Origin of the sequence: Candidatus Shikimatogenerans silvanidophilus (assembly GCF_018200315.1) — a bacterium.
Taxonomy (GTDB): Bacteria; Bacteroidota; Bacteroidia; order Flavobacteriales; family Blattabacteriaceae; genus Shikimatogenerans_A; species Shikimatogenerans_A silvanidophilus.
This window is the reverse complement of the sequence record NZ_JADFUB010000008.1, coordinates 1-13,565: the sequence shown is the minus strand read 5'-3', so window position 1 is coordinate 13,565 and position 13,565 is coordinate 1. Positions and strand designations below refer to the sequence as shown.

At 15.9% G+C, this 13,565-nt stretch carries 11 protein-coding genes and 1 tRNA gene; 2 read left to right on the top strand and 10 right to left on the bottom strand.

All coding sequences use genetic code 11. The features are described 5' to 3' along the window. Positions 1 to 484: 484 nt before the first annotated feature. The 8 genes from KHQ18_RS01420 to KHQ18_RS01385 form a co-directional block, all read right to left on the bottom strand. Entirely contained in the window at positions 485 to 2,839 is a 2,355-nt protein-coding gene (locus KHQ18_RS01420; RefSeq protein WP_213016787.1) for a S1 RNA-binding domain-containing protein, read from the bottom strand. 171 nt (positions 2,840 to 3,010) lie between these two features. Then, on the bottom strand, positions 3,011 to 3,610 hold the full coding sequence (locus tag KHQ18_RS01415; RefSeq protein ID WP_212113351.1) for an RsmD family RNA methyltransferase: 600 nt from the start codon (positions 3,608 to 3,610) through the stop codon (positions 3,011 to 3,013). Then, a tRNA-Ser gene (locus KHQ18_RS01410) sits at positions 3,581 to 3,667 on the bottom strand. The genes KHQ18_RS01415 and KHQ18_RS01410 overlap by 30 nt, the downstream gene beginning before the upstream one ends. 9 nt (positions 3,668 to 3,676) lie before the next feature. Continuing rightward, the gene (gene rpoN, locus KHQ18_RS01405; RefSeq protein ID WP_212113350.1) at positions 3,677 to 5,080 is read right to left on the bottom strand and encodes an RNA polymerase factor sigma-54; all 1,404 of its coding nucleotides are present in this window, start codon (positions 5,078 to 5,080) and stop codon (positions 3,677 to 3,679) included. Further along, entirely contained in the window at positions 5,080 to 6,411 is a 1,332-nt protein-coding gene (gene asnS, locus KHQ18_RS01400) for an asparagine--tRNA ligase (protein WP_212113349.1), read from the bottom strand. The genes rpoN and asnS overlap by 1 nt, the downstream gene beginning before the upstream one ends. A 131-nt stretch (positions 6,412 to 6,542) precedes the next feature. Beyond that, the gene (locus KHQ18_RS01395) at positions 6,543 to 7,091 is read right to left on the bottom strand and encodes a ribosome-recycling factor (protein ID WP_212113348.1); all 549 of its coding nucleotides are present in this window, start codon (positions 7,089 to 7,091) and stop codon (positions 6,543 to 6,545) included. Between the two features lie 240 nt (positions 7,092 to 7,331). Then, positions 7,332 to 8,042, bottom strand: a complete 711-nt coding sequence (gene pyrH, locus KHQ18_RS01390; protein ID WP_320412025.1) for a UMP kinase — start codon at positions 8,040 to 8,042, stop codon at positions 7,332 to 7,334. Positions 8,043 to 8,124: 82 nt separating this feature from the next. Then, positions 8,125 to 8,907, bottom strand: a complete 783-nt coding sequence (locus tag KHQ18_RS01385) for a TatD family hydrolase (protein ID WP_212113347.1) — start codon at positions 8,905 to 8,907, stop codon at positions 8,125 to 8,127. A gap of 82 nt (positions 8,908 to 8,989) precedes the next feature. Here KHQ18_RS01385 and KHQ18_RS01380 point away from each other — a divergent pair, with 82 nt between their 5' ends. Continuing rightward, positions 8,990 to 9,895, top strand: a complete 906-nt coding sequence (locus KHQ18_RS01380; protein ID WP_212113346.1) for a GYDIA family GHMP kinase — start codon at positions 8,990 to 8,992, stop codon at positions 9,893 to 9,895. 17 nt (positions 9,896 to 9,912) lie between these two features. Here KHQ18_RS01380 and serS read toward each other — a convergent pair whose 3' ends face one another. After that, positions 9,913 to 11,010 (bottom strand): serine--tRNA ligase, encoded by a 1,098-nt coding sequence (gene serS / locus KHQ18_RS01375; protein ID WP_320412026.1) that lies wholly within the window; start codon positions 11,008 to 11,010, stop codon positions 9,913 to 9,915. A 25-nt stretch (positions 11,011 to 11,035) separates the two neighbouring features. After that, a complete protein-coding gene (locus KHQ18_RS01770; RefSeq protein WP_320412024.1) occupies positions 11,036 to 11,176 on the bottom strand; it encodes a hypothetical protein in 141 nt (46 codons plus the stop codon). A 37-nt stretch (positions 11,177 to 11,213) separates the two neighbouring features. Here KHQ18_RS01770 and glnS point away from each other — a divergent pair, with 37 nt between their 5' ends. Continuing rightward, a complete protein-coding gene (gene glnS / locus KHQ18_RS01370; RefSeq protein ID WP_212113345.1) occupies positions 11,214 to 12,893 on the top strand; it encodes a glutamine--tRNA ligase in 1,680 nt (559 codons plus the stop codon). Positions 12,894 to 13,565: the final 672 nt, after the last annotated feature.

Below are 13,565 nucleotides of genomic sequence, written 5' to 3'. Positions count from 1 at the left end.
GATATTGTCCTGTACCCCCTGCATATGTGAAGGGGAGACCCCTTTGAGTCTTTTTCTGTTAATAGTTAAATTCATAGACTTAACCCATACCGGAACTCCGTAGAGAATTATGTGAATACATTATGATCAAAGGTTCTACATTTCGACTCCGAGGGTCTATCTATGTTGGACATTATGGCATTAAGGGCTTTAGCCGTTCTTTCTGTCTTTAAGCAGGAGTAGTTATTATGTTTTGACATACTTGATCTTTTGTCTAGAATAATGCCGAGGTATTTTACTTCACCTTCGGGTCTTATGGAGGAGTCACCAACTTCAAAGACAATTTTGATATTGATTCTTTTATTACCTAGAATTATAGCCTGAAATTTATTGCGATCCATTTGCAGTTCGTGCCTTTTCAGCAAAGAGTCAACCTTATAAGGTTTCGTTAACTAGGGTCGTTAGTTCATGTGGGTCTTTAGCTCTTACTGAAATTGCTAACTCATCAGCCTAGCACATTAATTTCACTTCTTTTGTTTCTAGGTCCATCTTTTTTATTTTTATCATTTTTATTATTATTTTTTTCATTTTTTTTTTTATATTTTTTTTGTTTTTCCATTTTATATTTTAATTTTAATAATTCATTTAATTCTCCTCCTAAAGTAGACCCTAATTTATTATATATACTAGAAGATTTATATTTAGATTTATTATTATATTTAGATTTATATTTAGATTTAGATTTATATTTAGATTTAGATTTATCTATAGTAGAATAATTATTATAATGATTTACAATAATTTTATTATCAATATTTTTATATTCTTTTATAGTAAATTTTTCTTTTTCTCCTATATTTTTTATATTATTATTTAATTTAGAATAAACTAATATAATGTTTTTTTCTTTATCTTCTAATAATATTTCTGAATAATCATTATCATTTTTTTTAATAATAGTACCAGTATATATTTCTCCTATATTAAATAGTTTTTTATAAAATTCAAAAGATTTTTTCTCTTTCATTAATTGTTTACAACCTAGTTTAATTCTATGATATTTATTATCTATTCCAATAACAATAACTTCTATTTTATCATTTTTATTAAATATTACATTTTTATTATTCCATGATAAATCTACATTTTTAATTAAACCTCTTATATTATAAGCTAATTCAACAAATAAACCAAAATTTGTAACTTTTTTTATTTTTACAATATGTTTAGACCCTATAATATATTTTTTTTCTATATAAATCCAAGGATCATTAGTTAATTGTTTAATACTTAAAGAAATTTTTCTTTCTTTTTTATCTATAGATAAAATAATTACTTCTACTTCTTGGCCTATTTTAACAAAATCTTGTGCTGATTGTAAATCAGAATACCAAGAAAGTTCACTTACATGTATTAAACCTTCTATTCCTGGACTAATTTCAACAAAAGCTCCATAATCTGATAAAACAGTTACTATTCCTTTAACTTTAGACCCAACTTTAATATTATTATTATCTAACGTAGTCCATGGATGAGGTGTTAATTGTTTTAATCCAAGTTGTACTCTATTTTTTTCTTTATCTATTACTAAAACTACTAAATTTATTATTTGATCTAATTTTAATACTTCAGATGGATGTTCTATTCTTTTCCAACTTATATCAGTTATATGAAGTAATGCATCTACACCACCTAAATCTATAAAAGCTCCATAATTAGTAATATTTTTTACTTTTCCTTCTACAACTTGTCCTTTTTCTAATTTAGAAATTAATTCTATTTTTTGTTCTTCTATATCTTTTTCAATTAATATTTTATGTGAAACAACTACATTTTTTGTTTTTTTATTAATTTTTACAATTTTTACTTCTATTGTTTTATTAATATAAATATCATAATTTTTTACTGGTTTTACATCAATATGAGATCCAGGTAAAAAACATTCTATATCAAAAACAACAACAATTAATCCACCTTTTGTTCTAGCAACAACTAATCCCATTACAATTTCTCCTAATTCATAATATTTATTAATTTTTTCCCAATTTTTTATAATTTTTGCTTGTTTATATGATAAAAGGCATTGTCCTCTATAATCTTTTTTTCTCAACATTACTTCTATTGTATCTCCTATTTTTAAATTATTAAATAATTTTTTACCTAATTCATTAGAAGAAATAACTCCTTCTGATTTAAAACCTATATCTACTATTACTTCTTTTTCAAATTTATTAATAATTTTTCCTTTATATATATTAAATTCTAGTATTTTTGGAATAGTTTTTATATATATATTTTTATATTCTTTTGATAAATAATTTTCTTTTCCTAATAATTCATATTTTTTAAACACATTTTTATTTAAATCTTGATCTTGATTATTTATAATAGAATTTTTTTCTTTAATAGATTTATTTAAATCTTGTTTATTTAAATCTTGATCTTGATTATTTATAATAGAATTTTTTTCTTTAATAGATTTATTTAAATCTTGTTTATTTAAATCTTGATCTTGATTATTTATAATAGAATTTTTTTCTTTAATAGATTTATTTAAATCTTGTTTATTTAAATCTTGATCTTGATTATTTATAATAGAATTTTTTTCTTTAATAGATTTATTTAAATCTTGTTTATTTAAATCTTGATCTTGATTATTTATAATAGAATTTTTTTCTTTAATAGATTTATTTAAATCTTGTTTATTTAAATCTTGATCTTGATATTCTGTATTATCTGTATTATTTGTATTATTATTTGTATTATCTGTATCTGTATTAGTATAATGTTTATCTTTATTATATAAATTATTATAATATTTATTATTATTATTATTATTATTATTATCAGATTTTATCATATCATATCATTTTTTTATTATTTATTTTTATTATTTATTATATTTTATTTTAATTAATTATTATATTTTTAATTTTTTTTTAATTATTATATTTTAATTTTTTTTATTTAATTATTTAATTTTTTTTAAAAAAATTAAAATTTTTTTTTAAAATTTAATATTTTTTAGAATTTAATATTTTTTTTTATTAATTAAAAAATTAAAATATATTTTTCCATATTTTCTAGTCATACAATAATTATTATGTTTATAAATAAAATTATTATTTTTTATAGAATTTTCTATAATTAAAAATCCATTATTAAATAAAAATGATAAACATTTTTCTAATAATTTTTGTAATTCTTCAAAAGAAATATTAAATGGAGGATCCATAAAAATTATATTATATTTTTTTTTATTTTTTTTTAAAAACAAAAAAACATCTGAACAAAACAAATTAATTTTATTTTTTATTTTAAACTTATTAGAAATAAAAAATATATTTTTTATTAAATTATAATTTATATCAACAGCGTCAACTTTATTTACTCCTCTTGAAATAAATTCATAACTTATATTTCCTGAACCACAAAAAAGATCTAAAACATTTAAATTTTCCCAAATAACATAATTATTTAAAATATTAAATAAACCTATTTTAGCTTTACTTGTTGTTATTTTTATAAAACAATTTTTTGGAATATTAAATATTCTTCCTTTTAAAAATCCATATGATATTTTAATATAATTCATAAATAGCGGAGAAGAGGGGATTCGAACCCCTAACACTTAAATTAAAGTGACATGATTTCCAATCATGAGCTTTATCCATTCAGCCACTTCTCCTAAATGTTATTATAACATTTTTCTTAATCTAGAAATAGGAATATTTAATTTTTCTCTATATTTAGAAACAGTTCTTCTAGCAATAGGATATCCATTTTTTTTTAGAATAATACATAATTCTTTATCAGTAAAAGGATTTTTTTTATTTTCTTTATTAATAATATTAATTAATACTTTTTTTATTGTAATTGTAGAAATTACTTTTCCTTTTTTATTAAAAATTTTTTCAGAGAAAAAATTTTTAATATTAAAAATTCCATATGGAGTAGAAATATATTTTTTATTTATAACACGAGATATTGTAGAAATATCTAATTTTACTAATTTTGATATATCTTTCATTGTCATTGGAATAATATTTTTTTCATCACCAGTTAAAAAAAATTTTTTTTGATAATTAATTATTTCATTTATAGATTTTAATAAAATTTTTTCTCTTTTTTTTATAGATTCTATAAAAAATTTTGCAGAATTAATTTTATTTTTAATAAAATAAGTAACATCTTTTTTTTTATATTTGTATAAAATTTTTAAATATAAATTTGAAATTTTTAAAGAAGGTATATATTTTTTATTTAAAATAATATCTAAAGTATTATTATCATTAATATATAAAAAAAAATCTGGAATAATTTGTTGTGTATTATTATTATCATAATAAATTTTTCCTGGTTTAGGATTTAATTTTTTTATAAAAAAAAAAGCATTTTTTATTTCTTCTTCATTAATATTAAAAAAATTTTTTATTTTTAATAATTTATTTTTTAAAAAAAAATCAAATTTTTTTTCTATAATTTTTTTAGTTAATTTAAGTAAATTAAAATTTTTTTTAATTTTTTTTTTAAATAAATTTTTAATTTGTAAAAGTAAACATTCTTGTAAATTTCTACATCCAATTCCTATAGGATATAATTTTTGTATATATTTTTTTAATATAAATTCTATTTTTTTTTTATTAGTTTTTATACCAAAAAAAAATAAAATATCATCTACTAATAAATCAATATTTCTTTTTAAATAACCATTTTCATCTAAATTTCCTAAAATAAATTTTGCTATTTCTAAATCTTTTTTTTTTAATTTAAAAAATAATAATTGATTAATTAAATATTCTTGAAAACTATAATTATAACTTAAATTTATAAAATTTTTTTTAAAATTTTTTTCATTTGAAAAATATTTATAATTTGAAAAATTATTATCATTTTTTATTTTTTCTTCATCATTAATTAATTCTTTTTTTTCTTCTATTTCTTTTTCTTTTGTTTCTTCTTCTAAAACAGGATTATTTTCTAATTCTTGTAAAATTCTTTTTTCAAAATCTAATAATGGTAATTGAATTAATTGCATTAATTGAATATGTTTAGGAGAAATTTTTATTTTTAATTTTTTATTTAAAATTTGTTTTAACATTAATAAAAATAATTTGGTGTTATAGGAAAAGGAATTACATCCCTTATATTATCCATTCCTGTTATAAATTGTACAAGACGATCAAAACCTAAACCAAATCCACTATGAGGTAAATTACCAAAAATTCTTGTTTCTAAATACCAATTTAATTTATTTATATTTATAGATTTTTTTTTAAAGTTATTTAATAAAACATCATATCTATCTTCTCTTTGAGAACCACCTATAATTTCTCCTATTTTTGGAAATAAAATATCTATAGCTCTAACAGTTTTTTCATCATTATTTAAAAACATGTAAAATGGTTTTATTTCTTTAGGATAATTATAAATAATTAAAGTATTTTTAAAATATTTCTCTACAAGAAATCGTTCATGTATAGATTGTAAATCTTCTCCCCAAGATATTGAAAAATTATTTTTTTTAAGAATGTTTATAGAATCAGTATAACTTATTTTTAAAAATTTATTTTTTAATATATTTTTTAATCTAAAAAAAAGATTTTCTTTTTTTTTTTCTTCTAATTTTTTTGATAAAAAGTTTAAATCATCTTCACAATTATTTATAATAAATTTTATAATTTTTTTTAAAAATTTTTCAGAAAAATCAATAATATCATCTAAATTAAAAAATGAAATTTCTGGTTCAATCATCCAAAATTCTGATAAATGTCTAAAAGTATTAGAATTTTCTCCACGAAAAACAGGCCCAAAAGTATAAACTTTTCCTAAAGATAATGCAGCAGCTTCAGCTTCTAATTGTCCAGAAACAGATAAATAACAATTATTTTTATTATTTTTATTGTTTATTACTTTTATCATATCTCCAGTTCCTTCTGAATTATTTTTTGTTATTATAGGAGTGTGAATATAAAAAAAATTTTTTTTATGAAAATAATTATGTATAAAAATTGATATATAATGTCTAATACGAGTAACAGCAGAAAAAAAATTAGTATAAAATCTTAAATGTAATTGTTCTCTAACTTTTTCTAAGTTATGTGTTTTTTTTTGTAAAATAGTTTTTTGTATATTATAAGGACTTGAATAAAAAAAAATTTTTTCACAAATAATTTCTATTTCTTTTTTATATTTTAATTGTTTTTTAACTACACCTATAATTGATACAGCAACATAATTACCAATATTTTTTTTATATTTTTTATATAAAATATCTGTAATTACTATTTGTAAATTTTTTATAGTAGATCCATCATTTAATATTAAAAATTTATTATTTCTAAAATATTTTATCCAACCTTTTATTATTACAGTTTTATTTAAAAAAAAAAATTTTTTATATATTAATTTTTTAATACTTATTTCTATCATACATATTTATTTTTTAATAATTATTTTAAAATACTATATATAAATAAAAATAAATATTTATTTAAATAATAACGTTTTTTTATAATAATAATATAAAATAAAACGTTATAACGTTAATATCACGTTTTTTTTTATAATAATATTTTTTTTTTTTTATTTATATAATATTTATCAACTTCTTTAATATATTTATCTGTTAAAAACTGAATTTTTTTTTCTAAATTTTTTATTTCATCTTTTGATGATTTAATTTTTTTTCTTAAAAAATTATTATTTTTTTTTCTAATTTCTCTTATTTTTATTTTAGTAAAATTAGCTTCTAATTTTAAATTATTTACTATTTTTATTCTTTTTTCTTTTGTTATTTTTGGAAATTTAACTATTATAAAATCTCCTTTATTAGTTACTGAAGCATCTATATTAGCGTCAATAATAGCTTTTTCTATACTAGAAAATAATTTAGGATCTTTTTCCCAAGGTTGTATTTTTACTGTTAAAAAATCTAATAAAATTAAACTAGAAATATTTAAAAGATAAACATTTCTATCACTTAAGAAAATTTTTTTAAAAATTGATTCATTAACTTTATCTATTCTATATTCTGAAAAAAATTTTTTTAATTTTTCTAAATGAAAAATCATATTTTTTTCACAATTATAAATTATATTTTTTAAATTCATTTATTTTATAATATATTTTATTATTTTATTATTTTATTATTTTATTATTTTATTATATATATTTTATTTTATTTATATTTTATTATTATTTATTTATATTATTATTTTATATTTTATTTTATAATTATATTTTAATTTTATTAATTATATTTATTAATTATATTTTAATTATATTTTAATTTTATTAATATTATTTATTAATTATTTATTATTTATTTTATTTAATTTATTTATTAATTTTTAATAAATAATTGTACCTATTTTTTCTCCACAAACAATTTTTTTAAGATTTCCTTTTTTATTTATATTAAAAATTATCATTTTAATATTATTTTCATGACCTAATGTAAATGCTGTTTGATCCATAAATTTTAATCCAATTTTATAAGCTTTTTTAAAAGAAATATTATTATAAATTTTTTTATATTTATTTTTATATATAATAGGATCAATATTATAAACACCATCTACTTTAGTTCCTTTTAAAATAATATCAGCATTAATTTCTAAACCTCTTATTATAGCAGCTGTATCTGTTGTAAAATAAGGTATTCCTATACCTGATGGAAAAATTACAACATTACCTTCTTTTAAATATTTAATTGATTTATTTATATTATATTTTTCTGATATTTGTCCAATAGACATAGGTGTTTGTAAAATAACCGTTATACCTAAATTTTCTAAAAAAGATTTTAAAGCTATACTATTAATTAATGTTGACATCATACCCATATAATCACCATATATCCTATTAATAAAATTAATTTTTAATCCTCTAAAAAAATTTCCTCCTCCAATTACAATAGCAACTTGAATTCCTATATTAACAATTTTTTTTATTTCTTCAGCATATCTATTTATATAAATTTTATCAATACCGAATTTTTTTTTACCCATTAAAGCTTCTCCACTCAATTTTAGTAATAAACGTTTATATTTATATTTCACTTAAAATTTTTTTTTATAAATATATTTTTTTATAAATATAATTAAAAATGTAAAATAAAATTAAATAAACATTATAAAAAAATTATATATAAAAAAGTGGTTTATATAAATTAAAAGTATTTAATACATTATTAATGTTAATTTTAATTATTTCATTAATAGGTAATGAAGAAATTTTAGAAATTTCTTTTATAATTTTTTTTAAAAAAAATGGTTCATTTCTTTTTCCTTTTACAGGAGATAAATAAGGACAATCTGTTTCTAAAATTATATTATTTAAATCAATTTTTTTAATAATTTTATACAAATTTTTATTATAAAATAATATTCCTCCAATACCTAATTTTAACCCAATTTTAATACTTCTTTTTGCTTGATCTATATTTCCTGTAAAACAATGTATTACACCACTTATAGAATTATAATTTTTTTCTAATATATCTAATACTATATCAATAGAATTTCTTGAATGTATAACAATAGGTAAATTTTTTTCTTTTGCAATTTCTATTTGAATTTTAAATATTTTTTTTTGTAAATTAATATTTTCTTTTGATTTTGAATTAAAAATATCAATTCCTATTTCTCCAATAGCAATAAATGGTCTTTTATTAACCATTTTTTTCATTATATCTATTTCTTTATAAATATTTTTAATATTAATATAATTAGGATGTATTCCAATCATAGAAAATAATATTTCTGGATACATAGTTTCTATATGTATAATATTTTTTAATGAAAAAATATTTAAAGATGGTAAAAAAAAATTACAAATATTTTCTTTTATAGCTCTAATAATAACATTACTTATATCTATATTATAAACTTCATCATATAAATGGGCATGTGTATCTATTATCATAATTATATTTAATTTTTACATTAATTTATTATATTTAATTTTTATTATTACATTAATTAAGTAAATAATTTTTTTTACGTATATGTATGATTATTGTTTTTATAGTAATGGAAAAATTTTACTTACTGGAGAATATATACTTCTAAAAGGTGCATTAGGATTGGCTTTACCAACAAAAAAAGGACAATTTTTATTAATAAAAAAATTAAATCATAATAAATATTTTTATTGGGTAAGTATTAATGAAAAAAAAGAAATTTTTTTTAAAGCATATTTTAATTTTTTTTCTTTAAATATTTTATATTGTAGTAATATAAAAATTGCATTATATATACAAAATATTTTAAAAATAATTAAAAAAATTAAACCATTTATTTTTAATATTGGATTAAAAATTAAAACTATACTAGAATTTCCTTTAAATTGGGGATTGGGGAGTAGTTCTACTTTAATTTGTAATATATCTAAATGGACAAAAATTAATCTATATTATTTGTTTAAAAAAATTTCTAATGGAAGTGGTTATGATGTTTATTGTTCTTTATATGGATCATCTTTATTATATAATTTAAAAAATAATAAACCTAATATTAATTTTATATATTTTAATCCTCCTTTTAAAAAAAAATTATATTTTATTTATTTAAATAAAAAAAAAAATACTGAAGAAGAAATTATTTTTTTTTTAAAAAAAAAAAATAACATTATTCCAATTGATTTATTTAATAATTTTACAAAAGAAATTTTAAAAACTAAAAAATTAAATATTTTTGAAAATGTTTTATTTCTTTATGAAAAAGAAATATCTAAAATTTTAAATATTAAATGTATTAAAGAAAAATATTTTAAAAATTATCAAGGAATAGTTAAAAGTTTAGGAGCTTGGGGAGGAGATTTTGCTTTAGTTTCTAAAAGAAAAGGAATGAAAAATTATTTTTATAAAAAAGGATATAATATTATAATTCCATTTGAAAAAATGATATTATAATATTATATAAAACTGTATTATAATTTATTAAAACCTGTATATGGAATTAAAACATCAGGTATATTAACTATCCATTTATCTTTATATTTTTCTAAATTATTTTCTAATAAAGCAATAATTAATCTAGGTAAAGCTAGAGAACTACCATTTAAAGTATGACAAAAAAAATTTTTATTATTTTTTTTATATTTTAAATTAAGTCTTCTTGATTGATATTCTGTACAATTACTAACTGAACTAACTTCTAACCATTTTTTTTGATATAAAGAATATACTTCAAAATCATATGTTTCATATGATGAAATACCTAAATTTTTATTACATAATTTAATTATTCTAAATTTAATTTTTAAAATATTTAAAATATTTTTTATATGATTTATCATTTCTTTTAACGCTATATTAGATAAATTATTTTTTGTAATTTGTATAATTTCTACTTTATCAAATTGATGAATTCTATTTAATCCTTTTACTTTAGATCCATAAGAACCTGCTTCTCTTCTAAAGCAAGAAGTATAAGTTGTATTTTTTATTGGTAAATATTTTTCTAATAAAATTTTATTTTGGTAATAATTTATTAATGGAACTTCTCCAGTAGGAATTAAATAAAGTTTTTCTTTTTTTAAAAAATACATTTGATTTTCTTTATCAGGAAATTGTCCTGTAGAAAAAACTGATTTTTCATTTACAAGATATGGAAAAGAAATTTCTTTATATCCACATTTAATATTCATATCTAAAAAAAATTGTATTAAACTTCTTTTTAATTTTGCTCCTTTTCCAATAAAAATTGGAAAACCAGAACCACTAATTTTTGATCCAATTTCAAAATCTAAAATATTAAGTTTTTTTCCTATTTCTAAATGTGAAAAATATTTTTTTTTATATGGATAAAAAAAATTTTTTTCATATATTATTTTATTTTCATTATAATTTTCATTTTCATTATAATTTTCATTTTCATTTCCAAATATATTTGGAAGTTTAATAATTTTATTAAAAATATTTAATTTTATTTTATTTAATTCTTCATTAAGTAATTTAATTTCTTTTTTATTTTTTTTAATTTTTTTTATATAAATATCTTTATAATTTTTATATTTATTATAAATTTTTTTAATTTTTAATTTTTTTTCTTTAATTATTTTTTTTTTTTTTTTTTTTTTCTAAATCAAAAAATAATATTTTATCAATTAAATGTAATTTATAAAAATTACGTTTTTTTAAAATATTTAAAATTTTTTCCTTATTTTTTCTAATAAATGAAATTGGTATCACCTAAATATTAATATTTTTTTTATTAAAATTAATTATTATGAATAATAAAAATAAATTAAATTTTATACAAGAAATAATTGAAAATGATTTAAAATTAGGATTTAAAAAAAAAAAATTAAAATTTCGTTTTCCACCTGAACCAAATGGATATTTACATATAGGACATGCAAAATCAATTTTTTTAAATTTTAATTTAGGAAAATATTATAACGTACCTGTTAATTTAAGATTTGATGATACAGATCCAAATAAAAATTATAAAAAATTTATTAAACCTATAAAAGAAGATATAAAATGGCTTGGTTTTAATTGGAAAAAAGAATGTTATTCTTCTGATTATTTTGAAAAATTGTATGATTTTGCAATTTATCTTATTAAAATAGGAAAAGCTTATGTTGATGATCAATCTCAAAAAATTATTAATGAACAAAGAAAAACTCCATTTATTAAAGGAATAAAAAGTATTTATAGAAATAGAAAAATAGAAGAAAATTTATTTTTATTTAATGAAATGAAAAAAGGAACTTTTAAAGAAGGATATTGTGTATTAAGAGCAAAAATAGATATGAATTCTCCTAATATGCACTTAAGAGATCCTATTATGTATAGAATTATTAAAAAATCACATTTTAAAACAAAAAATAAATGGAATATATATCCTACTTATGATTGGAGTCATGGTCAATGTGATTATATTGAAAAAATTTCTCATTCTATATGTTCAAATGAATTTGAAAATCATAAACCATTATATAATTGGTATATTAAAGAAATTAATAATATTAATAAAAAAAAAATTATTCCTAAACAATATGAATTTTCTAGATTAAATTTAACAAATACTATATTAAGTAAAAGAATATTAAATTTTTTAATAGAAAAAAAAATTATAAAAGGATGGGATGATCCTAGAATTTTAACTATTATTGGAATGAGGAGAAGAGGTTATCCTTCAGAATCTATTATAGATTTTTGTAAATTAATTGGACTTAATAAAAGAAATAATATTATTCCTTTTTATTTATTAGAAAATATTGTAAGAAAATATTTAAATAAAATATCTATTAAAGTAATGGTAGTAATAAATCCTTTAAAATTGGTTATAATTAATTATAATTATGATAAAACAGAATTGTTATATATAAAAAAAAATAAAAATAGAATAATTCCATTTTGTAAATATATATACATAGAAAAAAAAGATTTTTCTTTAAAAAAAAATTTTTTTCGTTTAAAAATTGGAAAAAAGGTAAGATTAAAAAATGCTTATATAATAAAAGCAATTTCTTATAAAAAAAATAAAAAAGGTAATTTTACAAAAGTTTATTGTAAATATTATCCAGATACTTTATCTGATAATAGTTTTTCTAATCTTAATATTGTTAAAAAAAAATTAAATAAAAAAAATAAAGTAAAAAGTACAATACATTGGGTTTCTACTAAAGAATATTTACCAATTAAAATAAGAATTTTTAAAAAATTATTTAATAAAAATATTTTAGATATTAATAATAAAGAAGAAATATTAAAAAATATTAATAAAAATTCTTTAAAAATTTATTCTGCTTATGCTGAACCATTTTTAAAAAAAGCAAAATTTATGTATAGATTTCAATTTAAAAGAATAGGATATTTTTGTTTGGATAAAGATAGTAAAATAAAAGAAAAAAAATTTATTTTTAATAAAATAGTTTCTTTAAAAGAAAAACAAAAATAAATAAAAAATAAATAATAATTAATAATATTAATATAATTATAAATTAATAATAAATAAAATAAATATAATAATAAATATAAATAAATATAAAATATTTATATAAATATAAAATATTTAATGATATTTTTTATAATATTATATAAAATTAAATAATAAATTAATAAAATTAAATAATATTATATAAAATTAAAATTTTATATAATGAGTAAAATTAAAATAAAATTTTTTTTAAAATTTTTTTTTTTTTTTTAAAACTTTTTTATTTTAATATTTTTTTTAATAATAATTTTTCAAATTATTTATTTAACAATTATTTATTTAACAATTTTAACAATAATAATAATTTATTAAATAAGTTTTTTAAATTTTTTAACTTAAATAATAATAATAATAATAATAATAATTTAAATAATTTAAATAATTTTAATAAAATAAATAAAATAATAAAAATAAAAAATAATAAAATAATAAAAAATAGTAAAATAATAGAAAATAAAGATAAAGAAAAAATTTTATTATTTTTAAATAAAAATTTTTTTGGAATATATACAAATAAAAAATATTCCTACATTGATATATATAATAATTCTAATATAAAAAAAATTGTTTATTTAAAAAAAAACAAAATTCTATTTTTAGAAAATATTAAATATGGAATAATTAAAATACATA

What these genes read in the sequence shown, in the direction of transcription:
- KHQ18_RS01420 (WP_213016787.1), bottom strand. Translation starts at nt 2,839, where the DNA reads ATGATAAAATCTGATAATAATAATAATAATAATAATAATAAATATTAT.
- rpoN (WP_212113350.1), bottom strand. Translation starts at nt 5,080, where the DNA reads ATGTTAAAACAAATTTTAAATAAAAAATTAAAAATAAAAATTTCTCCT.
- asnS (WP_212113349.1), bottom strand. Translation starts at nt 6,411, where the DNA reads ATGATAGAAATAAGTATTAAAAAATTAATATATAAAAAATTTTTTTTT.
- KHQ18_RS01395 (WP_212113348.1), bottom strand. Translation starts at nt 7,091, where the DNA reads ATGAATTTAAAAAATATAATTTATAATTGTGAAAAAAATATGATTTTT.
- KHQ18_RS01385 (WP_212113347.1), bottom strand. Translation starts at nt 8,907, where the DNA reads ATGATAATAGATACACATGCCCATTTATATGATGAAGTTTATAATATA.
- KHQ18_RS01380 (WP_212113346.1), top strand. Translation starts at nt 8,990, where the DNA reads ATGTATGATTATTGTTTTTATAGTAATGGAAAAATTTTACTTACTGGA.
- glnS (WP_212113345.1), top strand. Translation starts at nt 11,214, where the DNA reads ATGAATAATAAAAATAAATTAAATTTTATACAAGAAATAATTGAAAAT.